The 24,649-nt window shown below is 42.7% G+C and carries 25 protein-coding genes and 1 pseudogene; 7 read left to right on the top strand and 19 right to left on the bottom strand.

Going from position 1 to position 24,649, the window contains the following annotated elements; all coding sequences use genetic code 11:
• Positions 1-163: 163 nt before the first annotated feature.
• From RUMAL_RS11755 to RUMAL_RS11700, 13 genes and pseudogenes are all read right to left on the bottom strand, one after another.
• Positions 164-487, bottom strand: coding sequence for a hypothetical protein (locus tag RUMAL_RS11755; RefSeq protein ID WP_043550769.1), 324 nt, complete (start codon positions 485-487; stop codon positions 164-166).
• 3 nt (positions 488-490) lie between these two features.
• Positions 491-703 (bottom strand): hypothetical protein, encoded by a 213-nt coding sequence (locus tag RUMAL_RS11750; RefSeq protein ID WP_043550632.1) that lies wholly within the window; start codon positions 701-703, stop codon positions 491-493.
• Entirely contained in the window at positions 693-1,049 is a 357-nt protein-coding gene (locus RUMAL_RS22950; RefSeq protein ID WP_050793285.1) for an IS66 family transposase, read from the bottom strand. Before RUMAL_RS22950 ends, RUMAL_RS11750 begins: the two co-directional genes overlap by 11 nt.
• A 25-nt stretch (positions 1,050-1,074) precedes the next feature.
• Positions 1,075-1,929 carry an IS66 family transposase gene (tnpC, locus tag RUMAL_RS21375; RefSeq protein ID WP_050793284.1) on the bottom strand — a complete coding sequence of 285 codons (855 nt, stop codon included), beginning with the start codon at positions 1,927-1,929 and terminating at the stop codon, positions 1,075-1,077.
• Positions 1,930-1,993: 64 nt separating this feature from the next.
• Positions 1,994-2,203, bottom strand: a complete 210-nt coding sequence (locus RUMAL_RS22505) for a hypothetical protein (protein WP_013498936.1) — start codon at positions 2,201-2,203, stop codon at positions 1,994-1,996.
• A 92-nt stretch (positions 2,204-2,295) separates the two neighbouring features.
• Positions 2,296-2,651: pseudogene (tnpB, locus tag RUMAL_RS21550) on the bottom strand (IS66 family insertion sequence element accessory protein TnpB).
• A complete protein-coding gene (tnpA, locus tag RUMAL_RS11730; RefSeq protein ID WP_013483496.1) occupies positions 2,645-2,962 on the bottom strand; it encodes an IS66 family insertion sequence element accessory protein TnpA in 318 nt (105 codons plus the stop codon). Before tnpA ends, tnpB begins: the two are co-directional and overlap by 7 nt.
• Before the next feature lie 100 nt (positions 2,963-3,062).
• Positions 3,063-3,470, bottom strand: a complete 408-nt coding sequence (locus RUMAL_RS11725; RefSeq protein ID WP_013498935.1) for a hypothetical protein — start codon at positions 3,468-3,470, stop codon at positions 3,063-3,065.
• A complete protein-coding gene (locus RUMAL_RS11720; RefSeq protein ID WP_028504397.1) occupies positions 3,451-5,490 on the bottom strand; it encodes a hypothetical protein in 2,040 nt (679 codons plus the stop codon). Before RUMAL_RS11720 ends, RUMAL_RS11725 begins: the two co-directional genes overlap by 20 nt.
• A gap of 379 nt (positions 5,491-5,869) precedes the next feature.
• A complete protein-coding gene (locus RUMAL_RS11715) occupies positions 5,870-9,082 on the bottom strand; it encodes an N-6 DNA methylase (protein ID WP_013498933.1) in 3,213 nt (1,070 codons plus the stop codon).
• Entirely contained in the window at positions 9,079-10,869 is a 1,791-nt protein-coding gene (locus tag RUMAL_RS11710) for an Eco57I restriction-modification methylase domain-containing protein (protein WP_013498932.1), read from the bottom strand. The genes RUMAL_RS11715 and RUMAL_RS11710 overlap by 4 nt, the downstream gene beginning before the upstream one ends.
• Positions 10,866-12,659, bottom strand: a complete 1,794-nt coding sequence (locus RUMAL_RS11705) for a DNA methyltransferase (RefSeq protein ID WP_013498931.1) — start codon at positions 12,657-12,659, stop codon at positions 10,866-10,868. Before RUMAL_RS11705 ends, RUMAL_RS11710 begins: the two co-directional genes overlap by 4 nt.
• Positions 12,656-12,892 (bottom strand): helix-turn-helix domain-containing protein, encoded by a 237-nt coding sequence (locus RUMAL_RS11700; RefSeq protein ID WP_013498930.1) that lies wholly within the window; start codon positions 12,890-12,892, stop codon positions 12,656-12,658. Before RUMAL_RS11700 ends, RUMAL_RS11705 begins: the two co-directional genes overlap by 4 nt.
• A gap of 918 nt (positions 12,893-13,810) precedes the next feature.
• Between RUMAL_RS11700 and RUMAL_RS11695 the strand changes: the two genes are divergently transcribed.
• The 5 genes from RUMAL_RS11695 to RUMAL_RS11675 are packed head-to-tail and all read left to right on the top strand — an operon-like array spanning position 13,811 to position 16,808.
• Positions 13,811-14,728 (top strand): ParM/StbA family protein, encoded by a 918-nt coding sequence (locus RUMAL_RS11695; RefSeq protein ID WP_013498929.1) that lies wholly within the window; start codon positions 13,811-13,813, stop codon positions 14,726-14,728.
• Position 14,729: 1 nt separating this feature from the next.
• Positions 14,730-15,116, top strand: a complete 387-nt coding sequence (locus RUMAL_RS11690; RefSeq protein ID WP_013498928.1) for a hypothetical protein — start codon at positions 14,730-14,732, stop codon at positions 15,114-15,116.
• A 12-nt stretch (positions 15,117-15,128) separates the two neighbouring features.
• On the top strand, positions 15,129-15,467 hold the full coding sequence (locus RUMAL_RS11685; protein WP_013498927.1) for a plasmid mobilization protein: 339 nt from the start codon (positions 15,129-15,131) through the stop codon (positions 15,465-15,467).
• Positions 15,467-16,576 (top strand): relaxase/mobilization nuclease domain-containing protein, encoded by a 1,110-nt coding sequence (locus RUMAL_RS11680; RefSeq protein WP_013498926.1) that lies wholly within the window; start codon positions 15,467-15,469, stop codon positions 16,574-16,576. Before RUMAL_RS11685 ends, RUMAL_RS11680 begins: the two co-directional genes overlap by 1 nt.
• On the top strand, positions 16,503-16,808 hold the full coding sequence (locus RUMAL_RS11675; RefSeq protein ID WP_154662872.1) for a hypothetical protein: 306 nt from the start codon (positions 16,503-16,505) through the stop codon (positions 16,806-16,808). The genes RUMAL_RS11680 and RUMAL_RS11675 overlap by 74 nt, the downstream gene beginning before the upstream one ends.
• On the opposite strand, the gene RUMAL_RS11670 is transcribed toward RUMAL_RS11675, so the two are convergent.
• Positions 16,783-19,095 (bottom strand): tetratricopeptide repeat protein, encoded by a 2,313-nt coding sequence (locus RUMAL_RS11670; RefSeq protein ID WP_013498925.1) that lies wholly within the window; start codon positions 19,093-19,095, stop codon positions 16,783-16,785. The genes RUMAL_RS11675 and RUMAL_RS11670 overlap by 26 nt on opposite strands.
• Before the next feature lie 114 nt (positions 19,096-19,209).
• On the opposite strand from RUMAL_RS11670, the gene RUMAL_RS22500 reads away from it, so the two are divergent.
• Positions 19,210-19,374, top strand: coding sequence for a transposon-encoded TnpW family protein (locus RUMAL_RS22500; protein WP_080557294.1), 165 nt, complete (start codon positions 19,210-19,212; stop codon positions 19,372-19,374).
• Positions 19,375-19,467: 93 nt separating this feature from the next.
• Positions 19,468-21,066, top strand: coding sequence for a recombinase family protein (locus tag RUMAL_RS11665; RefSeq protein WP_013498924.1), 1,599 nt, complete (start codon positions 19,468-19,470; stop codon positions 21,064-21,066).
• Between the two features lie 105 nt (positions 21,067-21,171).
• Here RUMAL_RS11665 and RUMAL_RS11660 read toward each other — a convergent pair whose 3' ends face one another.
• Genes RUMAL_RS11660 through RUMAL_RS11640 form a run of 5 tightly spaced genes read right to left on the bottom strand, consistent with a single transcriptional unit; the run spans position 21,172 to position 24,507 of the window.
• Positions 21,172-22,020 (bottom strand): SIR2 family NAD-dependent protein deacylase, encoded by an 849-nt coding sequence (locus RUMAL_RS11660; protein WP_013498923.1) that lies wholly within the window; start codon positions 22,018-22,020, stop codon positions 21,172-21,174.
• Positions 21,986-22,750, bottom strand: a complete 765-nt coding sequence (locus RUMAL_RS11655; RefSeq protein WP_013498922.1) for a protein-ADP-ribose hydrolase — start codon at positions 22,748-22,750, stop codon at positions 21,986-21,988. Before RUMAL_RS11655 ends, RUMAL_RS11660 begins: the two co-directional genes overlap by 35 nt.
• A 4-nt stretch (positions 22,751-22,754) precedes the next feature.
• Entirely contained in the window at positions 22,755-23,372 is a 618-nt protein-coding gene (locus RUMAL_RS11650) for a 4Fe-4S binding protein (protein WP_013498921.1), read from the bottom strand.
• A gap of 50 nt (positions 23,373-23,422) precedes the next feature.
• On the bottom strand, positions 23,423-23,860 hold the full coding sequence (locus RUMAL_RS11645) for an Rrf2 family transcriptional regulator (protein ID WP_013498920.1): 438 nt from the start codon (positions 23,858-23,860) through the stop codon (positions 23,423-23,425).
• A gap of 17 nt (positions 23,861-23,877) precedes the next feature.
• Positions 23,878-24,507, bottom strand: coding sequence for an NAD(P)-dependent oxidoreductase (locus RUMAL_RS11640; protein WP_013498919.1), 630 nt, complete (start codon positions 24,505-24,507; stop codon positions 23,878-23,880).
• Between the last annotated feature and the right edge of the window lie 142 nt (positions 24,508-24,649).

Genomic DNA, 24,649 nt, shown 5'->3' with positions numbered 1-24,649 from the left:
CCGAATCGATCAAACATCAATCAAAAAAATCGGGTGGCAAATATGCTGCCCGATTTTTGTCATTTTTTCACTGTGTTTTTATATTATTTCATTTTGAATGTAAGCGTATAACCCCCCGCATCATAAAAGCAAACAGCCGGGCAGATAACACCCGGCTGTAACATCATATTCTGGCTTTGATTTCTCCATTTCTCTTTGCGTCCATGTATATTTCTTTGAAATCAGCTTTGCTGTTCGGACCGAATATGATCGGCATAACAGATACAAGGCCATCGGAAATGATCGCATTTTTAAATGGCAGAAGCGCTGCATCAAGCAAAGTTGGCATCGGTGCATTTCTCAGCATTTCCTCCCAACTGCTGACAATGCCGTTTACAAGAAAAACAGAATTGTCATCGATCGATATAAATACCGATCCCTTTTTCCAATGTCGCTCAATGATAAATCTGCCGGTGATGCACCCTTTCCAGCTTTTAAGTATCTCCATGTGTTATTCGGGCAGATCCGATCGCTCAAGATAATCATCAATGATCCATGTCCGTTCCCATAAAAAGTGGGCAACCTCCGCAGCATCCTGTGGGTCGATCATTCCTTGCCCGAAATAATCTTCCTCAGGAAGTATATGATATTCTCTGTTCACATAGTCAAGCAGTGGAAAAAACAGTTCATAAAACAGCTTTGCATCTTCATTACTAAGTTTCATTTTCTTCCCTCCATGGTAATAATATCGTTCCCGCAGGCTGTGAAAACAGCTCGGTCAGGTATTTCTCAGCATCAACACCGTTCGCCTGTGCAGTTGAAATGATCGAATACAGCGTTGCACTTGATCTGGCTCCGTTTGCTGTATTTGAAAACAGCCAATTTTTTCGGCCTAACGCAAACGGTCTTATTGCGTTTTCGGCTCTGTTGTTGTCGATAGGCACGTCTCCGTTTTCAAGAAACGTGTAAAGATATTTCCGTTCATTCAACGCATATCTTACTGCATCTGTCAGCTTGCCCTTACCACTGACCTGAACATTTTCAAGCCACGCAAAAAACTCGTCAAGCAAAGGCTTTACCTTCACAAGGCGCTGTTTATATCTGTATTCTGTGGAGCTGTCGGCAAGCAGATTTTTCTTCGTGATATATCTTGTTGAAATATTCTACTGCCTTTGCCGCAACAGAAGTGCTGTGCAGCTTTTGGTCGTTCGGAAGAGCCTGAATAAAACCACGCCTTGCATGAGTCATACAGCCGCATCGCTTAGCACCCTCGACTGCATTGTAGGCATCGTATCCGTCACAGATAAGATAGCCGATAAATCCTTTCAGGAAATTCGAGGCGTGCTCACCCTTTCGTGTCGGCTGATAATCGAAAATGATGATGCTCCTGTCATTCATTTTGCCGTTGCAGTAGACCCACATTCTTGATGTCGTGGTAGGCTTTCGGCCTTCCTCGTGAAGCACCTGAACGGTCGTTTCATCGGCATGGATCATCTGCCCTGCGATAAGCGTCTCATGCATTTTCTCCACAATCGGCAAACACCATTTTTCGGCAGCAGTGCCTACCCAATTAGACATAGTCGCTTTGAGCAGAGGTATGTTTTTGGAATTAAAGTCCTTTTCCTGACGGTGCAGAGGTACTGACTTTGCATATTTTTCGTAGATGATATGAGCCAGAAGTTCGGGAGAGCAATAGCTTCCCGGGATCATAGCGTGAGGATATGGCGCACGGATGATATGACAAGGTTCGTCCCTTTCTTCGGGCTTTTCTCCGCACTCGGGACACTTGTACTTATGTACTATATGCCTGCGGATATGATATTTTGGCGGCGTAAATATAAGTTCATCGTAAGCCTTTTCGGGAGTCAGTTCTTCCATTTCGGCGCCGCATATTTCGCATACCGGGTTGTCAATTTTGTGATGTTCTTCTTTTACAGGCAGATTGTTCATCCATTCATCGTGAGTGCGTTTTTTCTTGCGCTTGTGTTCGGGAACAGTAATTGTTTCGGCAGATTTAGCTGCGGATTTTCTTCATTGTTTCCGAACATGGAAAGCTGAACACCGAACTCCTTTTCCATAACAACAGATGTCTGCTCTGTTTTCTTCCGAATATCTGCTTTCTGAACCACGCTAACTGCTGATTGGCAAGTGCTAGTTCTTCCTTGAGAACAGCGTTTTCATTACGGAGCGATACAATTTCCGATGTCATATTTGGTTCGGACATAAAGCACCCCTCCGTTCGTGATGATACTTTAATGATACCACGAAAAGAGGGGCTTTTCAAGCACATATTCTGAATATTCGGTAAGTATTGCCTTAATACAGCGCCCCCGGCTTTCCCTCACGGATAGCCTTCGGCTGCTCTATTTTCAAGCCTTCCAGAAGCCAGCGAATTTGCTGAGATGTGAGCATTACTGCTTCGGTCTCACTGCGCGGCCACTGGAATCTTCCGTTGTCAAGGCGCTTGTACAACAGCAGAAAACCATCGCCCTCCCACAGCAGACCTTTGATGCGGTCACAACGTCTGCCGCAGAACAAAACAATGCTTTCGAGAACGGGTCAAGTCGAAGCTGAGCCTGAACGATAGTCGCAAGTCCGTCTATCCCGCGTCGAAGGTCGGTGTATCCCGTAACAAGATAGACCTGTGCGTCCGCTGCCAGATCATTCAGCATAGCTCATGCACCAAAGCGGTCAGAGTGTCCGCAGATATATCTGCCGGAAGAGATATTTGAAGTCCGTTTTTCTCAATGCGGATATTTTCGTTTGAGCAAGGAACTGATACAGGAACGATGGTCGGAGAATTTTCGATATACTTTTCACGAACTTTTCTTAGGCGGTTGTAATACGTGTTTGGCTTGATCCCTTTTTCTTTGCACCATTCCCGGATCGTCAGACCGCTTGCCTGCTGTGCTTTGATCTGCGCAGACCATTCCTGAAGCTGCATTTCTTTTTTGATTGTTGTGATGGATGTTGTTTTGTCCATACCTGTTACCTCCTTGTCTAATCGTCTCCAATGAACTCCATGGATCAATTTGGATTATTCAATTTACTTCATGGTGTTCCTTGGAGTTTATTATACTTTATTAGACTTCGGTGGGGTAGGTGCTGGGGGTTATACGCTTACTTTTGAATGATGATACATCGACTTGAGCGATATTATCTGAACTACTGCCGTTGCTTGTCATAACTTCTTCTTTTGGTTTGTATTTTTGAAGTGCATCTTTGTAGAGCCCATCACACTCGTCTAGAAATTGCTTTTTGTTATTTAATAGATTAGAGAATTTTGAGTAAATACTTTTATAAATAATTTTATGTGCTTCGTTTTTAATAGAATCGTCCGTAATCTCATCCATTTCAAAATTGCTTGTTGAATCCGTCGCCTCGTCAAGTAAATAAAGTATATCTTCCTTAGTGATAGTATCTATTTCCTTATATTCGCCGTCTTTATTTCTAAAGGAACCCTTTCCATTACTAATTTTTAAGTAGTTCATAATCGTTTCTCCTTTCATCGTATGTAGCTTGTCCTGCCTCTAAACAATCCATCATCACATCGATATTTTTTATTGATTCACCAGAATTGGATATTAGATTTTTACTACTTGGCAGACCACAGTATCTTTCATGACGTATATCTTTTCCGATAATTCGCTTAGTATGTATTAGGTAATCAGGTTTTATTGAGGCACCAACCGTGTTATTATGAGTAACTAATATTACGGGCATAGTCTTAGAAAGTTCTTTGATAATATGATTCACCTTTTCTTTTAAGAAAATATTGTCAAAAGATGATTCTGGCTCATCAATAAGTAATAAATCATATCTATATGCATCATTTATTTCTTGAAGTAAATTAAACTCCGCACGTTCGCCGCCAGATACTTCAAAACCATATTGATTCAAAACGGCATATTCGATATAAGCAAAATATTTATAATAATCCGAATCGGGAATGTTCTCCATCTCTTTTAATGCCAGAAGATACTCTTGCGGATTGTTATCGTAAAGATCAATAACATCAGAAAACCTAATATTCCTACGCCCACTAAAATCCTTAAGTTCCTGAGCATTTTTAAAAGCTCTTTTCTTAGCTTGAACATTAAAATTTTCAATTTCTTGATTGCTAATTATTTCCTCTTGCTTAACAAGCTTTGCTAACTTGTTAAACTTTTGCACTCTCTTTCTATTAAGCTGACATTCATAAAAATCAACTTCCGATATTTCAGTTGTTGCGCTACGTGTTTTAAGTGCGCGTTTAACGTCTTTGACTAAATCTCCAACCCATTTTTCTTTTAGTGAGAGTTCTTTCTCTTGACGATATTTATACACTAAATCATGCAACAACGAAACAAGAGAGCTGTAGGGGATATGCTTATCAATAAGCTCTCTATACTCTCTTGCTCCAAGTAGTGTTTCAGTGGCTGATATTAACTTCTCTAAGCCTTCAAGTTTTCTTTTGGGAAATGTTTCTTCGTTATATAAGGCACACTTTGAAAACATATCAACCCTATCAGTTTCTTTAGCGCATTTTACAAGGCTGGTTATGTATTGTTCGATTTTTGCTTCGTCATCCTTAATAGAGATGTTTTTTACTGATGAGACGGCCTCTTTAAAAAGATCGAAGTATTCTTCAGCAAAACTATTTCTTTTATTTGCAATTTTGTCTGCAAATATTTTTGCTGATGTTTCTGGATCCTGTTCAATTAGCGAAAATTGCTTTAGGTATTTAACATTATCATTGGCTTTGGAAATCTCATTTAGTGTGTAAGTTTTTCCAGACGATCTACCACCAACGATAACATTTAATCCAGTAGATATTTTTAGATCTGGCAATACATAGAAAAGGCTATGACCTTCTTCCTCCGTCAAAGAAACATGAGTGCGACTCAAAAGAGAGCGCTTAATCGTAGCAACATTTATTTCATCGATATCAAAATAGGTTTGCCTTAAAGGAAGTTTGGGCAAATCGGCCGTAAAACGAGTATCGCTAAAGTAAACAGGTATGAGACATTCAGGATTGTTTTGATTGTATATAAATTTCTTTACACTTCCGACTTCGCCGCATTTTATATTTTCTCCCATATCTTTGATTATTTCTTTGTCTAGAATGGGATCTTTGTCATAATGCGGAATCCATAGATATTTACCTAAATCAGTAAATATCAACTTAAAATCATCATACTTTACAAAGTCGCTTTGCTCTTTTATTAAGGCATTTATCTTATCACATTTTTGAGAAAAATCATCGATGTCATCTTGTGTAGTAATGCAGATGATATGGCCATCTGACTTAATGCCTAAATCAATTTCAATACCAGGCAATACAACACAAACTCCATTTAATTCATTTTGAATTGCAAAGAATTGATCTTTATCAAATAGGTTATGGTTAGTAATAGCGATTCCATCAATTCCCATTTGAGTGACGTATTCTTTCAACTTGTCAATTGAGAATTCAAATGGATGATCACTTACTGATTTTTTGGTATGTATATGAAGATCTAACTTTTTCAAAGCAAGTTCACCTCTCTTGACAATTATACAAACAGCTATTGTAATAGAAATTAATTTCATATCTTTCCACTTATCTAGTTCCTGTTTTGCATAAATGATAGCATAGTAATAGGCAGAAAAAATGATAACAAAACCTAATTTATAATATACCAGACACTCATGCAAAAGTCAATCCGCAGATCCTTTTCTTTTACTCTTCACATGGCAATATAACTCGTCCCGCTCGTTCCATATTGCTCGAATTGAAAGCAATAGTGAATAACGATAACATGAAAAGAAAACCAACTTCGATACAGCAAGAATCGAGTTTGTTTTTAACATATGGTTTGATTCTTCTAATAGATTTATTAATTCAAAAATAAAACGTGTTGTTACATATTCATCTTAATAATTCCATACAAGCCGTTGCATATATTTCATATGAAGTAAGCTCACGTATCTTGCTCTGCTGTTTTTTACGTCTGCTGGAAAGCGTACCTCCATTTGGCTTGATAAGATTCCGATATATATCGTTCATGCAAACTGTTTGCCATTCATGTATCAAATTTTTTGTAGCATCAACTACTTTTATATGTACATCGTTTTCTGAATCGAATGACGGAATAATCTTATATGGCAGAGTGTGTATGTGACGCTTACCAAAACCTCCTTCTGGTTGGAAATCTGATATGGCATCCCATAGTGCAGAACTGTTAAGAAGTCCAGAAATATAGATTGCTTCGTCTTCTGTTTCAGCAAGATACCAATATAGTGTTTGATCAATCACGAGCCTGTTTCTGTTGAGATTTCTAAGGTCTAGGTATGCTGCGCACGGATTCGATCCGCTCGCACTTGAAAGTACCAGATAATTTTTCATTGAAAAATTCTGCCTATATAGTTTACCATAAATATTTATTGTTTCGTTAAGAAATTGAACTAGGTTTTGCTTGATCGCATCTGAAATCTGCTGGAAAACATATTCCGTTCCAGCGTTTAAAAGCGCTAAATCCTCTGCATATAGTGGTTTCCAAACTCCATCCACCTTACGCCCAGGAATTAATCCTTTTGCTGGCTCAGCCATAATGAATGGAGATAAGTGCTTAGAAATAAACGTATCATAAATAAACTCGTTATCAAAATCCTCTGAAATAAGGTCATTGCAGATATTCTTCTTGCTATCACTAACGAGATACCATAAATCACCAGTGCGGTCAATCGGTCGAATATCCCAGTTTCCGTTCGGTCTGGGAACAAATTGATGGAACAGCGCTGTTCTAGGAAACATGTCACATCCTTGTAAAAAACTGAGCCTATCACTAGCAATTACATCAGCAACATCAACAGTGCTACCTCTATTTGTCCAAGCACTACGGTTTCCTTGACGATTGAGTGTATATATACAGTCTTTATAATTATTCATTGCTTCATAAACGCGCCCGTCGATTGTCTCTGGCACCTGAGTAGTTTTTTTACCAGAAAGCACTACTGCTTTGTTTTTAAACATATCAACTGGAAGTTCCCAAATTGCCTCGACTTTCGCTTCTAATTCGGCGTCCGAAGTTATGAACTTTTCTTTCCTAAACGGTTCGTGATTAAGTCCGCTCATCAGACTTGCAGGCATGACATAACTCCAGCATGCTCCGTCATGAAGATAACGGTCAATGGAACTGACTAAAAAAATCGTAGCAAGCTCCATGTGCGGATGTGCAGCACCTTTAGGCTGAATCGAATACTTTTCTGCAATCTCATGAAGTGCATTCTTATAAGGATTATCTGCCAGCTTGCTCATTGCCATCCAAGGAGGATTAGAAACGATGCAATTAAACTGCTTTTCTGTAAGCCCCGGTCTATAACTGTTGCTGATAATAAAGTGCCAGATACCATTTTGTCCATGACGCTGGAGACTTTCAAGTTGAAAAACCATTTGATTTGCCGTCAAAGAAAGCTCAGCTTTCCTATGCTTTCCAAGTTCAATCTCACCTTCGCGTTCTACGGCGTTGATTAGCGATTCAGCATCAAATGCATCTATTGTATCTTCTGCTTGTTTCGCTCTCGCCATTGCTACCCTATAGACTTTCGATATAAAAGAGTCAAACACCTTTCTGTACATCGTAGAAAACAGGAATGCAGGTACTCTGATTTGTTGATGATTAAGTGTAATGATATAATAATCCTCATCCTGCGTTGGCATTTTATGTGTAATCGGCGTAGCAACAAATAGGGAATCAGCATGATAAATCGGAACTGTAATACTTCCCGAATGTAAAGGGAACAAATCCCTCATTGTCATAATCCAATTGACCTTTGCAAGCATTACTGCCAATGGATCAATATCAAACCCCATCACAGCAGAAAAAATGATAGCATCCTTCTTAGCATCGTATTTATCCGAAGAGATTGAATATTTCTCTCGTACAGCATTAATCGATTCAATCAGGAACACTCCTGATCCACAGCACATATCCATTATGTGTGGAACCTCGTCTCCAATCTTATTTATGTTATACTTAACAATATCCCTGGCAATCCAATGCGGTGTGAACTCCTGTCCCAGCATAAGCCGATGCTCCTTGTTGGCAAGCTGAGCGAGAAGTCTTCCAAATATATCCTCATCTCCAAGCCGAGAAAAATCATAAGCTTTGAGCCGATTTTGCATCTCCCTGACGCTAGGAATGATAATATCAACATATGGGCTTCTATTAAGCCATCCAAAATAATCGTAATCAACGAAATTATATATGTTTTGCCTTGAGAAGTGTTCGCCATTAAGTATCGCCTTGATCTCGTCGTCTGAGCTTATGATTGCTCTACCCGCAAGTATATTGGCGCAGAGTATTTTTGCAACTGTCACAAGATAAAACTCGCTCACGTATGTTTCTGTTGAAAATGAGCCATAATCTGATACACCGAGATATGCGATAAAGTTTTGCCACACCTGTTTGATTAGTTCTGCATAATCTGGCTTTTCTGCCATTGCTGTATTAGTTGCTTCAGAAAATGCTCCGATAAATGATCTGTAGAAGTTACTATCAACACCAAAATCCATTACAAGTGTCTTAGCGTTTAGAATACGCGATTCTTCTCGCGCCATGAACTGAGCTATAAACTGTTCGAATCGAGAATATTCTTCGTCAGTTTCAATTGAAAGATCAACGAACATTATTCTTTCAAGTTCTACATCATCTGGGCCGAGCAAAATCCCCTCTGTCTGTTCTCCAATAACTCTTACTTTAAATCCGTACCATCTGACTGTATCTGACAGCACTCCTAAAACTTCAGTTTCGGGTATACCAATATTGCAAAGCGCAGCTGAATACTCTTTGACCTGATGATAGCCTTCCTCAAATATGCTTTGAATCATCAAATTCTTCTCATATTCAATGGCAGTTTTTCCAACCACAGCGTCAACAAACCCCTCACGATTGCTACCCGCTGTAGAAAAATGAACGTGTTCCTCCGTTCCTTGCATATGTGCTTGAACCCACCAAGGATAATCTGGAAAAATACTCAACAATCTAGAAGAGAAGTAGTGGCGAATTTTGTCTTCAACAGCACCTGAATCAATCATAGCTTGCGCTTGTATTGCATAGTCTCTAAGTTGATTTCTATTCACGATCGTGTGCTCCTTTCTTGATATTTCCGCTCCAAAAGGCTCCGCATTTTGGACGTTATTTCTTTTGCACCCAAAGCAGAAGCGATAATATTATCAATTTTATCTTGAATTCCTTCAGTCATGCATTCTTGGTTAAACAATTCCTTACCAATATTTCCTAATCTATTTAGCTGGTCATAGTTGAGCTTTGGAACAAGAAGCTTCTTTACATGACTCGTTTCGACTTTTAGCGCACCACCACCCATAACGGTGCAGATTAGTTCAAGTGATAGTTTACTCCATGTTGAATTTAGCAATGCGAAAACACCCCAAACCATCTGAGAATCATGCCCCCAGATTGTTACCATATTTGCGTCAATTGCAATTGGTTCACTTTCATTTTGCTCAACAAACAAACACTCGGGAATTCCTGCCGAGACTCTTGTAATGCAAAGATTCGGAAGGTGACGATTTGCCATTTTCGGGAGTCGGAACCACTCGCGGACAATTCTATCTCCATCTTTCTTTTCGTTTGGTACAACAGCACTATAATCCTTGAACCGTCGTCCCTTTGTATCGATGTATTTCTCTGCCGAGCCTATATAATTCTGCAAGTCTCCCTTGACTTCGCTCTGCGGATAAATAACACCTGTTTTGAGCTTACCTGGAGTAACAACCAATCCTTTGATTTCTCCCCTGTTCTGCAATGCAGGGATGATATCGTCTTTTAGGAAAGTATAATCTCTCCCCCCGTGATCCCATACCCTGCTATGAATCCTAATCGTTTTTCTTTCAGCCTTTTTGATTTTGATATAAAAAAAATCATTAGCTCCTGTCCTAAGGCCCTGACCACATTCAATACCCATTTCTGCAAGGGTCATAAATTCAACAGGCTCGGTTCTTTTGAGGATCTCCGCAAGATCATGCGGTAATTCCAAGCGCTTGGAGAAAAAAGTTGCATCTTCCGACAAGCACCACTTGTTTGCTTCCTTTGCTCCTTTGAGATAGTAGAAAAGCGTAGTTGTTGGCTGTTTATAAATCCTCTTGTTTTCTATGATCCGAGTAATAAGTTTTTCTGTTTCATGTAGCGGCTGTATTTCAACTCGCTTAGCAACAACAAGACAAGTCTTGACCAGTGCTTCTGGAAACCAGCTTGCGTTCTTATCGATTGCAATAGTTTCTATTCTGAAGCATTTTAAAAGCAAATATTGTATAGGCGAAGCATAATCACGATTTAGCCAAGTTTCTGGTACAACCATAGCTAAATAGCCATTCTTTTTTACCAAGGCTGCACATAGCAGCCATGCCGGAACTGCCATATCAGACAATCCGGAATAGTTTTTTGCGAGCTGTAGAAATAGAAATCGTTCTTTTTCAGAGAGATAAGGAATCCGTTGAATCTGACGAATTAGGTTTTCTCGTATTTCACGTGCCGATGGCATTACCTTGTCATCGTATTGCAATTGATACCTAACATAAGGAGGATTCGTAATGACAAGATCAAACCCATTTGATGTGACGACATTATCATTTTTGAACGCATCACAGCAAAGAATACTCGCATTCGGAACTCGCTCAGCGCATTTCTTGGCTACTACCTTATCAATCTCAATTCCAAGCATTGTTGGACAGTCTTTGGTATTCTCTTGAACAGCAACTAACATATCACCGATTCCAACCATTGGGTCGACAACACTTGACCATTTGTAGCCTTGAGGAAGTAAAGAGAAGAGCATATCTGCTACCGTCTTTCCAGAAAAAAACTGTCCAAACCTTTTTTTATGTTGGATTGTCTTTGGTTGCGTCATAATGTTTCTGCCTCCCGCAGATTACGAATATACTCATATACCTGAACAGCGTCTCTTTGTACACTAATACCGTTTTCCATGCATTTTCCTATATATAGAGAATAACAATGGCGTTGTTCAATTTCCGTTTCATGTGGATTGTCCGCGACAACTTGCCTAAGAATTAATTCTTCATTTATAATCACCGTTTTTCCTGATTCACTTTTTTTAAGAAGAAAGATGGGGTCGCCTTGAACAGCTGTTTTTGAGACAACTTGTTTAAAGCTCGCCTGTGTTTTGTCAAGAAAACTAGATTGCTCAATCTCTAGTCCAGCTGACTTGACAGCATCTGCGAATGTCCCCCAAATCGATGCTTTTGCGGCATGGAAAACCATAGCAATTGAACAATCATCTGTAGCGACGCGATTTATCTCTCTGAAAACTTTTGTTAGCATATCTCGGTAATTATCTTCATTCTTTTGCTGAGCGTTGCTAATAATCACTTCTTCAGACCGCTCTGTGACCTTCGGAAGCCAAAGCTCATTGATTTGGTTCACTTCAGCATAAGGAATATAGTCTCCAAACGGAGGATCAGTAAACACAAAGTCGATACTCTTATCTAGTTCAATCATTTTTGTACTCGAAACATTCCTAATCTCGATCGTTCCGTGACAGTTTTCGAGCATCTTATAACATTCCTCAAACGGCTTTGCCTTTCTTTGCAATCCGAGCAAGATATTTTTTTCTACCGGCAGCTTGCTAATATAAAGTACTCCGCTTTGGGCACTGGTCAGAACAAAATCCTTTGCGTTATGTTTAGCAACAACTCTGGTCATAAGAGTGCAGTGCGCTCCGTTATAGCTAAGAAGGAGGAGCTTGAGCGCATCAGCCTCGCGTTCTGGATACGTTCCTGCCAGTTCCCAAAGTGCTGACATCACTCGATAATTTCTAATAGTATAAAAATGGTGGAGATGCGTGATCCCATAATGATATCCTGCACGGTGCAAATCTCCCCATTTAATTTCCCGTGGTAACTCATTTGGAACAAACTCATTTTCGAGTTTTCTTATAAAAGCTTCGTCTTCCGTGGTCGCTGCTCGATCCCAGTTTTCGCCTTTGCTTGTTCCATAAATCCATGCTAACTTTCGCTTTTTACGAGATATAGTTCTTTTTAGTAGCTTGTCGTAGTATTCTTCAGTTGCAAAAGTCATTTCGTCTACTGAACAGGTTTTTCGGCAATGATGGCATTCGACAGATTTTTTGAACGTTGCTGGATTTCTCGATGTTCCATTCGTAAAATAGTCAATTTCAGCCCCACACTCAGGACAAACTAAAAACTCAGTCCAGATGGCGTAGCGGATTGTTCCAGATGAGCCATTAGGCGATTTGGCAAAATAATAACCACCAACAAGTTCCTTAGCTTTTTCAATAAAGCTCTTGACGGCAATCGAATAATCCTTAGCCTTGAGCCGGTTAGTAAGCGTTCTCGTTGCAAAAGTAGCGTAAGTCCCAATCTCATAAAGTACTGCATTTCTGCTACCCCAAGTTGGTTTTATCCCGAGTGCCATTGCTGTTGTAATCATTTTTTTAGTCGGATATTCCGAAAGCAGAGCTGCTATTCCAGTACTCCCGCTTCCGGAAAACGCATCAAGTATCTTTTCACCTGGCTTAGTTGCTGAAGCGATATATATGGCAATTGCTTCCGGAGAAATCTTAGTAGGATATGGGAAAGCATTATAAAATGCACCACCGCGAGTTGAGGAAAGCGGCTTCATAAATAACTTTTTAATAGATTGTTCTGTCTTTTTCATTTGTCATCCTCAAACACAAAATTACTATTTTTTGTAGGTATGAAGTCAACGATGTCTTGAACTTCACAATTCAGTGCAGCGCATATACTTGTAAGAACTTCAGTTGATACGTCATCATCCCTATTTAGTTTTCGCATAGTATAATCTGAAATACCTGCCAACTTTTCAAGTTCAGTTTTACTAATTCTCTTATCCAACATTAAATGCCATAGTTTTCTGTAACTCACAGCCACTCTATCACCCCCGAAGAAAAAAATTGCAAATAATCCCAAATACTAAACAAATATTATTATATATTAAATTCCGTTGAAAGTCAACAGATTTGCGGTGATTTTTTTAGTACAAACTAAATTTTTCGCTATTTATCACAATTAAAGGTTATTCCATCAATTTCATAAATGCCTAAATAAAAGTTATTTAATTTCTGTTTTCATATTCACTCGGTCCAAAACTCATAACGTAATGATTTAGGTTATCTTCTAAGCTTATTTCTCATCTGTATGTGCAATCATTCAAAACGTTATTATGATCAAAGGAATAAGGAGCAAGACGTTTGTGTCTAAGTGATGAACGAAGAGTAATAATCTGTTTATAAACACTGTAATTAGCTTATATATCTTTCTATATATGTAATTAGCAGGATCAAAGGCTTCTGCACACACCTCAGCAGAAGCCTTGCTTTTACAGAGCATATGCTCTGCTTTAGGGGAGGTCTCGGAGGGGTCTTCCCCTCTGAGCAGGTAGTACCGCGCAGCCTATGCAAAGCCCGCCCAAAGTCGGGGTTTGTATAGCCAGCGGTGCTACCTGCCTATGCTGCCATTTACGCAGCATGAAATGTTTTTGCCTCACCGTTTTCAAGGCTGGCACCGAAAACCGAATAAAACGCATAACAGCGATACCGAAACGCACTATGTTCGGTACCGCTGTTTTTTTGTGCATATTTTTAATATCATTTTTACTTCAATTTGATTTCAGGCGCGTATGCGCCCGCCGATTTTTGGTATCAGAGGTGTTTTTGCAGCGTAAAAACAATCATTTTTCAGTCATTTTTGAGTCAATGTCAAATCGTGAGATCGCTGGTATAATTATTCTTGACGGGAGGTATCAGAGCGATACTAAAACCGTCACAACATGAAACGGAGGGATTTTTAATGAGAGAACTAAAGAATGGAACGAAGATCATAGGCGTTGACCACGGATATGGCAACATCAAAACAGCAAACACGATCATGCCGACGGGGATAACGGCATACCCTACAAAGCCGACCTTTGATGGAAATATCTTGCAGTATGACAGTATGTATTATCGCATAGGCGAAGGACATAAGGCGTTTATCGCTGATAAAAGCATGGACGAGGATTTTTACTTACTGACGCTTGTGGCAATAGCTCAGGAACTGAAATGTACTTACTGCACCGAAGCCGATGTGCATATCGCAGCAGGGCTACCACTGACTTGGGTCAAGACGCAGAGAGAGGATTTCCGCAGGTACATTACGAAGAATAAGAACGTCAAATTCACGTTCAATGATGTGGCGTACAAGCTGCATATTGTTGGCTGCTCGATCTATCCGCAGGGGTATCCTGCCGTGATCGACCGTCTGACGCAGCTGACCGGCGTAAATATGCTCGCGGACATCGGCAACGGAACCATGAACATCATGTTCATCAACAACAAACGCCCTATCGAGAGCAAGTGCTACACGGAAAAGCTCGGCGTAAATCAGTGCGTGATATCTGCGAAAAATGCGGTAATGGACAAGTTTTGCACGAAAATCGACGAGAGCATTATTGAGCAGGTGATAAGAACAGGCAAGGCGGATATTTCGGAAAAATATTTGAATTGCATAACCGATACTATCAAATCATATTGCACTGATCTGCTCCAGACCCTTGCAAAGTATGAGTATGACCCCGAGCTGATGCGGCTCTATGTTGCAGGCGGAGGCGGCTGTATCGTCAAGAATTTCGGAGAGTTTGATGCAAGCCGTGTAACGATAATTGATGACATCTGTGCCGCTGCTAAGGGCTACGAAACTATTGCTTTTCAGCAGTTGAAGGAGGGATAATATGAGCAACATAAAATGCACAACGCTGCGTTTCAACATTGACAAGCCGCTCGACCGTCAGGCTTGGGAATACTTGCATAGTATGGACAAGGACGAGTTCAAGTCATACAGTCATGCGGTCGCGATGGCTGTTACGGAGTATTTCAAGCGGTATTACCGACGGAAAGATGACCCGTATTTCGAGACTCGCGAGCGAGAGGAACGTTTTGTAGAGCAGATAGTAAATGCGGTGGAAAACGGTGTTGAGAAAGCACTTCCGTCGTTCCTCGCGGCGTGCTTTACGAAAATGGTCATGCCATACAGCGCTGCGCCGACGATAAACATAACGAATAATAATGATAACGACGTTTCAGCCGATGACATTGATATGGATTTTGTCGGCGGCTGAGAAAGGAGCTAAATGAATAGAGTTAGAGACAAGCAGTTTAACATAAGGCTGACCAAGGAAGAACTTGCGGCATTCGAGAAAAAACGTACCGCAAGTGGTCTCGGAAAGACTGATTTCTTCGTAAAAATGGTTCGTGATACTGATATTAAGGTATATCTCTTCGATGATGATGTCAAAGCGATAATGCACGAACTGCGGAAGATCGGCGTAAATCTGAATCAGGTGGCGTATCTCGCTAATACGTTTCAGAGCGACAAGGCGCAGACTGCGCTCCGGTATTATCAGAACAGCTTCTGTGCGGCGATGGACAGGCTTTCGGCATTCCTTGACAAGCCGCTCACGGAGGGATAATGCCGTTCGGGAATGTGAATGTCGATTATGCGCCATGCAAGTCGGTCGGGGCGCTGAAAGCCGCAGCGGAGTATATGCTCGGTCGGCAAAAACAGCAGGTCGAAAGCGGTGTGAAGAAAACCGATATCGAGCTTTACACCGCGCTCGGCTGCAACCGTGAGAACTTTGCAAATAATATACTCGTCACCCGCAAGCTGAACGGGAAAAGCTATTCAAAGCACAAGAAGAATACGATCCTCGCGCATAAAATGTCAATATCATTTCACCCGTTGGATAATGTCGATCACAAAACCGCATTCGAGATATCGCTGGATTTCGCTGAACATTTTATACACAGCAAAGGTTTTGAGGTGCTTTTCGCGGTGCATACCGATACAGACCATGTTCATGTGCATTTTCTCATCAGTAATTGCAATATGAATACGGGAAGGTCATATCGCAGAAGTCAAAAGGATTTATATGAAATGTCTGAATACTTTGGGCGAAAATGCCTTGAATATGGTTTTACCAATTCGGTTCGAGACAATTTCTATAACCATGACATGGGACGTCAGAAAGATAAGCTGACTTTCGGTGAAGCGCAGATGAAAAAGCGCGGTGCGGAGAGCTTCAAGGACGAGCTGCGCGAGGTAATAAGAATTGAGATCGCCGATCCGCTGAATCATACTTTTGATGATGTCATTCTCGGGCTGAAGGAGCATTATAATGTTGAGTGCAGGGTCGCAGGGAATACGGTTTCGTATCGGCACCCGCAGTATTTGAATAAGAATGGAGAACCGGTTTCGGTGCGCGGAAGTCGGTTAGGAGATCTATACACAAGGAAGGGGATAGAATATGAGCTTGCCACGAAATACACAAGGAGCCACGCCGCAGGAAGAATTGTCGAGCCTGTGGCAGAAGGTGCAGCATTTGAGAGAGGAAGACCGTCGGGCAGCAGAGGACAAGTACCAGATCACGCTACTGCTCGCGACTGTGGACAGGCTTTACGAGGTGTTGACGAACTACACCCGCGATACTCAGAACGAGCTCCGCGAGATGAAAGAGAGCCAACTGCGCCTGCTCGACTTGCAGGAGGAGTACCGGCAAAGCGTAAGAAAAGACACCGCTAAGGTGCTTAACGACAACCTAACAAACATTATGAAGAAGCAGAACGAGGCGGTCGATAAGATGCTTGAACACACCAAAACCTCCGTAACTAATATCGAAACGGCGGTGGATAAGAGCGCCGAAAAGCTGAATACCGCAAGTCATGCGACGGGGCTTGCGTGGCTTTGGTACAGCCTTGCTCCTGTTGCGGTCATCGTGCAGACGGTCATTATGGTGTGGCAGCATTTTCATTGAGAGCGAGGTAATTCGGGATAGACTTTACTCCGGCACGTTCAAAATATCTTACGGCAAGCGCGGCTTTTTCGCGCAGATCATCATCGGGCAATATATCGCGGTATATCTTGAAAGCACGAACAAAATACGGCTCGGCGGCTTGGATGCCGCTTAACTGAGAGGTGATCCCGGCTATGTCGAAAAGGAGGTCAGCGTAGTCGGAGGTCGTCTCGGAATTGGTCGCCTTTACGAAATCTGCGCACTTTTGCAGAGCTGTGATTGCCCGGCGGGCTTCGCCTGTTTCCGCAAGAAGTCGGGCGTAGTTGCGCGACATGATAATCATATCGTGGGTCGAAGTGTTCACCTCCGCGATAATCTGCATAGCTTTCTCCATACTCGGCTTCGCAAGGTCGGTCTTGCCGTTCGCCTGGTAAAGATAGCCGAGGTTCATGTGGAGGTTTGCGGCAAGCAAGGGATTGTCTGTCGGTTCGCACATATTTATTGCGCGCTTTTCAAGGTTGATGGCTTTTTTGTAATTGCCGTTCAGCAGACCCTCGCAGGATGCTTGGTTGTTCAGCAGCAGGGCGCGGTCGTTCTGAGTGCCTACGGTTTCATCTGAGAGTAAGTCGGTCATCACAGAAACAAGTTTTTTCATGCCGCTTGCGTAACGGTATTTCTCCATATAGGCGAAAGCGTCCTCTACGAAAAGCAGATAATCGGATTTGTCGCAAACCGTGATCTTGTACGCGATATTTTCCGTAATTGCGTACAACGCGGGATAGTAAGGAATATCAACGCCATGCTGCAAGCAGGTGCGGTGAATATTATCAAGCAGCGGTCTGCAATTCTCGGTATCGGGGCAAAGGTCAGATAATATAATTTCCTGCACAAGCGGGTAAAGAACGATCTTATCCATTTCGGGGTTTTGGATAAAGCCCACCTCGGTCAAGTCGTTGATCGTGTCCATGCTTTCAAGGCTTATGAGCTTTGCGAAAAGTCTCCTGCGAATACCATTTGCGGGAATAAAAGTTGCATAGCGCATGACCGCCTGCATTTCATCGGACAACGCAAAAAGTGAGAACAGCGTCTTGATGTGGTTGTGATAAGTCGCCTTTTTGGTATGACCGTCTTTCGTTATGCTGATCTTGTCGTTCGCTTCGGGGGCGGCAGTGCTTTCGGATAACTTGGAGAGGACTTCGTTCGGTTCAAGGATTCCCGTCTGCAATAGCCTTGCTGATAGTTCAACCAACAGAGTGTGTCGGTGTACGGTTTCGATAATGCTTTCGACTATCTGCCGCTGATCGGGAGTGTCGGTATAGAAATACGCGGCAAGTGATAACAGACTTTCGAGGTCGCTGATCTCGTTCAGTTCGTATGTATATCCGACCTCAAAGCGGCTGCGCGTGGTGAAAATTATCTTACAGCCGTATTTCATCAGCAGGTCAAGATGCGGTTCGTTCGCGGCGGTGGTATTGAAATTGTCGATTATCAGCAGCGTGTCGGGCTTCATGCTCCGCAAAAAGCGGTTGTGCTTTTTGAAGCGGGTGGTGTTATCGTCAGACGGGAGATCGTCGGCAAAATCCATGTCCTCAATGAGCGTTTGCAGGCTGCCGGGGTAGGTGAAATATAGGATATTGGTGTAGCTTGATTTGTAGGTCTTGGCGTAGGCTTTGGCAAACTCGCTTTTACCTATGCCGGCGAGACTTGTTATGAAAATCTTGCTGTGAGTTTCGAGCAGAGCGTGAAGTTCTTCAAGCTCGGTATCTCTGCCGCAGAAGTGTTTACAAGGATTCGGAACAGAGCCCGACATAATAATGTCAGCGGCGGGCGCTGACAAAGTGCCGCTTGTGAGCATTTTGGTATCTCGCTTCTGAAATTTGCGGTTCATGCCGAAAAGCAGAACAGCGGAAATGAAGTCGGCGGTATCGGTCGAGTTCTGCGGTGGATATAGTTCTGACAATTCGTTTTTCTTAGTATCTGAAATTGAAATATCGTTCATCAGCAGATCGTAAATATCCTTCGCCGCCATATCGTAGTCGGTCATCAGCGGAAACACTTTTTCTTCAAGGTCGGAGGCGAGATATTCGGCGTAACCGTCCTGAGAGTAAAAGCGCGTGATAGTCGGACTGACCGCGTCCTTACCCTTGAACCAGCGGTTGACTCTGCCCTGATCAAAATCGAAATCGTCATTCTCGTTGGCGAACTCGGTGAAAAGTTGAAATACAAGCTCGGTCTGGCTCAGGGCTTTTGCTTCGCTGATATATTCGGTTATGATGTTGATTATCGAGCAGAAATCGCAGCGGGTCATGGGGTGCCTCCTACAAAGAATTATACAACTATTATATCACAAATTGGGGTGATTTGCAATGTATTATTGTGCGTTTATTTGGACTTAAATAATTATTTTGGAAGGGATGATAGATTGAACAGAAAGACAACGGAGCAAACAGATAAAATAAAACCGATAGAGCGTAAGATCACTATCGGAAATATGACATATATTGTGGTATCGCATTTCAGCGAAACTTCGACTGATACCGCTGAGGATAAAATCGAGAGATTGATAAAAAGAGATATTAATGGATAGCAAATTCCTGAAATTAATAAAATGTGTGTAGACAGCCGAACTGATTTATGGTATAATATACATGATCGATTTGGCTGTCGGAAAGGAGTAGAAATGATACAGCCAAACAAAATAACTGCACTTTATTGCAGACTATCACAGGACGATGCTAATCTCGGCGAGTCCAACAGTATAACAAATCAGAAAAAGCTGCTTGAAAAGTATGCTGCGGATAACGGCTTTGAAAACTGTAAATTCTATGTTGACGACGGTTACAGCGGTGTCAGCTTTGATAATCGTCCTGCCTTCAAGGAAATGTATTCCGAGATAGAAAAGGGAAATGTCGGAACGGTCATAACAAAAGACCTTTCACGTTTCGGCAGGAATTTTCTGTTGGTGGGACAGTATCTTCAGATCATATTTCCCGAATATGGCGTGAGATATATCGCAGTAAATGACAACGTCGATACCATTCAGGGCGATGATGAATTTACGGAGCTGAGGTCATTATTTAATGAGTGGTATGTTCGTGACACCAGTAAGAAGATCAAAGCTGTAAAGCTGGCGCAGGCTATGCGTGGGGAAAGGGTGAACGGTGCTGTTCCTTACGGATATATGCCTTCGCCCGAAGACAAGAATCATCTTATCATTGATGAAAGATATGCACCTGCTATCCGTGAAGCATTTAAGCTGTATGCTGACGGCAAGGGTATAATGGAGATAGTCCGTTATTTAAAGGAAAAGAAATATCTTAATCCTACTGCGGTCAGAAAGCTGCGTGAAAATTCTGAATTTGACATTAACACTCTTGACGAGCCATATGTCTGGAACAGACATGCAGTAAGTGAGATACTTGACAATCCCGCATATCTCGGGCATACATATACGCATCAGTCAAGCAGGGTGTCATACAAATCAAAGCGTTTCGTGAAATTTCCGAAGGAGCAGCAGTTCGAGTTTCTTAATACTCATGAACCTCTGGTTGATATTGATACATGGAACATCGTGCAGAGAAGAAAGGCTGACAGACCCAAAGTTAACCGTCATAATGAAGTGGACAGCTTTTCGGGATTATTGTTTTGCGGAGACTGCGGAACAAGAATGTCTGTACACAGAGACAAGAGTCATCCGAGAATATTTTATACTTGTGAAGGTTATCGGAAAAGGGCTGAAAAAGCCAATCAATGTTCAACGCACTGCATTACAAAAAAGTTGCTGTCTGAAATAGTTCTTGATGACCTTTTACGAGTAACTTCGGAGGCAAGGAAGAACCGTGACAGGTTCATTGTGATATGTAAGGAAAATTCTGCATCGGCAACAAAGAAAGAACAAGCTGCTAAGAAACGAGAGCTTACAAAATCTGAAAAACGTTTATCGGAGATCAAGAGAATGTTTGTGAAGATCTATGAAGATAATGCTCTCGGCAAGCTGACGGACGACACTTTCAAAATGCTGTCTGAAACATATAAATCGGAGCAGGTTCAGCTTGAGCAGACTATCAAAGAGCTTTCGGAGACTCTTGAACAAATCAAGAACGATGAAGAGAATACCGAGCGTTTCTTGAAGATTGTTGATAAATACACCGATATTAAAGAACTGACCTACGACCTGCTAAGAGATTTCATCGACAAAATTTATATCTATGAAAAAGACAAGGTAAACAAAACACGCAAAATCGAGATATTCTATAACTTTGTGGGGAATATTTCGTAAGTAAAAATTTTGGTGTACGCTGTGGGCTGCCGACTAATTAAAGCAAACCCTATTGGCGTAAAATGAGCCTTGCACTCTGTTTTTGAGTGCAAGGCTTGAATTGATTTAAGCTAAGACATTCAGCAACTCATGAATATCCCCATTGATAAGAATACTCTGCTCTTTGATCTCGTCTGGTGCATACGCTTCCCCGAAATTCAGGCAGGCATAGACAGCCTTCGGGTTTGCATAGGTCATCTTCCAGAACGGATACTTTATGATGACAGGCGTGTTCATGCCTACGCCAAGCTCTAAGAACAGGATATGCAGTCCATCATGGCGGCGCAGGAATTCATCATAACGCTCCGCTGCTCTGTGCCAGCCATCGTCCTCGACAAAGGTGTCATCTGCTCTGAGGTTCATGCTCATAGGCTTTCCGCAGACAGGACAGTGGGGTACAAGCTCTGACGGAACACGCATATCCTTCTGCCGCTCAAACATCGCCCTGACGGTTTCCTCGTTGTCATAGGTCTTTTGGTGGCACGGCTCACTGCACTGCCAAAGCCCGTAATCGCCCTGCGTGTAGAACAGGCGGTGCTTGTCAAATCCTGCCTTTTGAAATTGGTGGTCAACATTGGTGGTGAGAACAAAATAGTCCTTGTCCTTCACAAGCTCAAACAAGCGCTTGTATGTGCCGTTGTCCACGTCCATGTAGCGGTTGATGTAGATGTAGCGTGACCAGTACGCCCACATTTCTTCGGACGTTTCAAAGGGATAAAAACCGCCGGAATACATATCCCGAAAGCCGTATTTCTCCACGAAATCGGCAAAATACTTCTGCAAACGCTCTCCCGAATAGGTAAAGCCTGCGGCGGTGGAAAGACCTGCACCTGCACCGATGACGATCGCATCAGCGGTCTGTATTTCTTTTTTCAGACGGTCAATTTCCGCCGAGTAATCTCTTGTAAATTTCATGATCGTCCTCCTTGAATACATTGAAGATCACCTGTATATCGTGGCTCTTGCGAAACTCCCTGACGGTGCGGACTGCTATCTCTGCCGCCTTATCCTGCGGAAATCCGAATACACCCGTTGAGATACAGCAGAAAGCGATACTACCGATACCGTTCTGTACTGCTATCTCAAGACAGCTTTTGTAGGAGCTTTCAAGCAGACGGCAATGTTCATCTGTAAGAATACTGTCTACGATCGGTCCGACGGTGTGTATCACATAGTCGCAGGGTAAATTATAGGCTTTTGTTATCTTCGCCTTGCCTGTGGGTTCTTCATGACCTTGTGCCTGCATGATCTGACCGCACTTGTAACGAAGCCGTACCCCTGCAAAGGTGTGGATACAGTTGTCGATACAAGAGTGACACGGCTGCCAGCACCCCGTCATTCCCGAATTGGCAGCGTTGACGATCGCTCCGCATCGGAGAGTGGTAATATCACCTTTCCAGAGATAAATGCCGTCCTCTATGGGTGTTAGGTCTGCAATATCCGTGATGCCCTTGCTCTCGGTCAAGGCTGTGAGATATTCGTCCTCGGCTTGCAGATAATCCTCGTCTGCCTTGACAGCAGGGCGGATATTCACAAGGCTGCGGTAAAGGCGGAATTTATCTGTATCATTATTTGGTATCTCTATCCTGCCTAAATCATCTCTCTCGGACAGCAGATAGTTTATCAGAAAGTCGAGCTTCTCCATACGATCATCTCCTTATGACTGCTCCCACAGGACAGACTTCCGCACAGTTACCGCAGTGCAGACAGTTTTCCTGACGGATAACAGCTTTGCCGTTCAGCTCGATACAGCTCTGCGGACAGGCGCTTAGGCACGAACCGCAACCGATACAATCATCGTTCACGAAATACCCACTCGCCTTGCTTTCGACACCGCCGAATGTGAAGCTGTCACGCTCGATAGGCTTCTTCGACAGGTCGAACCACTCTCCGCTGCCCTCATGGATCTGAAATACTGTGAGTGCCTTGCGGCTTTCCTCGGTGGGATATATTTCACACATATAGGGATTCTTCTCAAACAGCAGTGGGAGCATATCAGAGCCTAACTCCCTGACCTTGCCGCGGACAGAGATCGCCGTACAGCTCATGGTATCATCGCCCTTTTTTCCCGAAAGTGCAAGATAGCCCTTGTCCTTTAACCGTTGATAGAAGTTCTTTCCCTTTGCGGTGAGAAAGTACAGTCCGTTCTCGTCTGCATACATCATGTCGATAACACAGGTCACGGGCAGACCATCGCTATCCACCGTTGCAACAACGGTAGAGTGTATCACGTCCACGATAAATCTCAGATAATCATTCGCTGTCATATTGTCCTCCTATGGAAAGAGTGTGCCGATGTTTTCAGCACACTCTCATTTTATTCCTCGTCAATTAACTTTCGTGTGTCAGAGACAACTTGTGCAAGAGTCGTGCTTTTCAGCTCGTTTTCAAGAGCCGCCTGCGCCGCTTCAAGCCTTTCGTCCATAGCCTTGTGGATATTCCGTCCCACAGGACAATCCGCATTGGGATTTTCGTGGAAGTGGAACAGACCCTCATCGTCTACGCAGTCAACCGCCTTGTAAATATCGTACAGCGTTATTTCGTCAAGTGCTTTTGCAAGGTGTGCGCCGCCGCTGCCCTGACGTGTTTCGACTATACCTGCCGTGCGAAGCTGTCCGAGAACATTACGGACGATCACCGCATTTACCCCCGTACTGCCCGACAGGAAATCGCTGGTCACTCTCATCTGTCCGTCAAAAACGTCGATACAGGTAAGGATATGCACCGCTGCTGTGAATTTACTTGTTATCTGCATAGATGTTCATCTCTTTCTTACTCTCTTACCACGCTGATACGCTGCCCGATGTGACCGCCTTTTTCGATCTCGTCCACCATAGCAACAGCATAATCCGCATAGCTGATAATGCTCTCGCCCTTAGAGTTGAGCGTCAGCTCCTCGCCTGCGAGAATGTACTTGCCGCTGCGCTCGCCGTCAGCCTGAAAATCTCCTGCGGGGCTCAGGTATGTCCACTTTACGTCATTTCTCTGACGGAGTTCACCAAGCGCCTTTGCCATAGCAGAAGCCAGCGGCTTGAACACTTCGGGAAAATCAGCACCGTCAGAAACACAGGCGGTATGCTCAGCGTTCACATACAGGCTTCCTGCGCCGCCGACAACGAGAAGTCTTGTGTCAGTTCCTGAAAGAATATCGCACAGGTGAGCAAGTGAAGTGGAGTGCTGAGGAAGTGTCTCGGGTGTCCATGCGCCGAAAGCGTCTACAACAGCATCAAAGTCCGTGAGGTCTGCTGCGGTCAGGTCGAACAGGTCTTTCATGATAACGTTCTGAGCAGCGGACTTGTTCTCGCCCTTGACAACTGCGGTAACGTCAAACCCTCTGTTTACAGCCTCTTTTACGATAAGCTGACCTGCCTTGCCGTTTGCACAAACTACTGCAATTTTCATAATAAGTACCTCCTGATTATATCATGATTATGGTGTTTTGTAAAGTTGTAAACACTTTTGTTTCAACTTTCTGACATTAGTATATCATGCAATTGCAAAGTTGTCAATGGATATATTACAACTTTGGAGGGTTGCATAAAAA

This window comes from Ruminococcus albus 7 = DSM 20455, assembly GCF_000179635.2.
GTDB classification, from domain to species: Bacteria; Bacillota; Clostridia; order Oscillospirales; family Ruminococcaceae; genus Hominimerdicola; species Hominimerdicola alba.
The sequence above is the reverse complement of the archived record's forward strand: the minus strand, read 5'-3'. Positions and strand labels throughout refer to the sequence as shown.

Excerpts from the sequence above, each read along its gene's own strand:
- RUMAL_RS11725 (WP_013498935.1), bottom strand. The coding sequence starts at position 3,470 with ATGAACTACTTAAAAATTAGTAATGGAAAGGGTTCCTTTAGAAATAAA.
- RUMAL_RS11665 (WP_013498924.1), top strand. The coding sequence starts at position 19,468 with ATGATACAGCCAAACAAAATAACTGCACTTTATTGCAGACTATCACAG.
- RUMAL_RS22505 (WP_013498936.1), bottom strand. The coding sequence starts at position 2,203 with ATGTCCGAACCAAATATGACATCGGAAATTGTATCGCTCCGTAATGAA.
- RUMAL_RS11685 (WP_013498927.1), top strand. The coding sequence starts at position 15,129 with ATGAATAGAGTTAGAGACAAGCAGTTTAACATAAGGCTGACCAAGGAA.
- tnpC (WP_050793284.1), bottom strand. The coding sequence starts at position 1,929 with ATGAACAATCTGCCTGTAAAAGAAGAACATCACAAAATTGACAACCCG.
- RUMAL_RS11660 (WP_013498923.1), bottom strand. The coding sequence starts at position 22,020 with ATGAAATTTACAAGAGATTACTCGGCGGAAATTGACCGTCTGAAAAAA.
- RUMAL_RS11650 (WP_013498921.1), bottom strand. The coding sequence starts at position 23,372 with ATGACAGCGAATGATTATCTGAGATTTATCGTGGACGTGATACACTCT.
- RUMAL_RS11675 (WP_154662872.1), top strand. The coding sequence starts at position 16,503 with ATGAAAGAGAGCCAACTGCGCCTGCTCGACTTGCAGGAGGAGTACCGG.
- RUMAL_RS11695 (WP_013498929.1), top strand. The coding sequence starts at position 13,811 with ATGAGAGAACTAAAGAATGGAACGAAGATCATAGGCGTTGACCACGGA.
- RUMAL_RS11645 (WP_013498920.1), bottom strand. The coding sequence starts at position 23,860 with ATGCAGATAACAAGTAAATTCACAGCAGCGGTGCATATCCTTACCTGT.
- RUMAL_RS11640 (WP_013498919.1), bottom strand. The coding sequence starts at position 24,507 with ATGAAAATTGCAGTAGTTTGTGCAAACGGCAAGGCAGGTCAGCTTATC.
- RUMAL_RS11750 (WP_043550632.1), bottom strand. The coding sequence starts at position 703 with ATGAAACTTAGTAATGAAGATGCAAAGCTGTTTTATGAACTGTTTTTT.
- RUMAL_RS11705 (WP_013498931.1), bottom strand. The coding sequence starts at position 12,659 with ATGAAAAAGACAGAACAATCTATTAAAAAGTTATTTATGAAGCCGCTT.
- RUMAL_RS11655 (WP_013498922.1), bottom strand. The coding sequence starts at position 22,750 with ATGGAGAAGCTCGACTTTCTGATAAACTATCTGCTGTCCGAGAGAGAT.
- RUMAL_RS11670 (WP_013498925.1), bottom strand. The coding sequence starts at position 19,095 with ATGACCCGCTGCGATTTCTGCTCGATAATCAACATCATAACCGAATAT.
- RUMAL_RS11680 (WP_013498926.1), top strand. The coding sequence starts at position 15,467 with ATGCCGTTCGGGAATGTGAATGTCGATTATGCGCCATGCAAGTCGGTC.
- tnpA (WP_013483496.1), bottom strand. The coding sequence starts at position 2,962 with ATGGACAAAACAACATCCATCACAACAATCAAAAAAGAAATGCAGCTT.
- RUMAL_RS11690 (WP_013498928.1), top strand. The coding sequence starts at position 14,730 with ATGAGCAACATAAAATGCACAACGCTGCGTTTCAACATTGACAAGCCG.
- RUMAL_RS11755 (WP_043550769.1), bottom strand. The coding sequence starts at position 487 with ATGGAGATACTTAAAAGCTGGAAAGGGTGCATCACCGGCAGATTTATC.
- RUMAL_RS11710 (WP_013498932.1), bottom strand. The coding sequence starts at position 10,869 with ATGACGCAACCAAAGACAATCCAACATAAAAAAAGGTTTGGACAGTTT.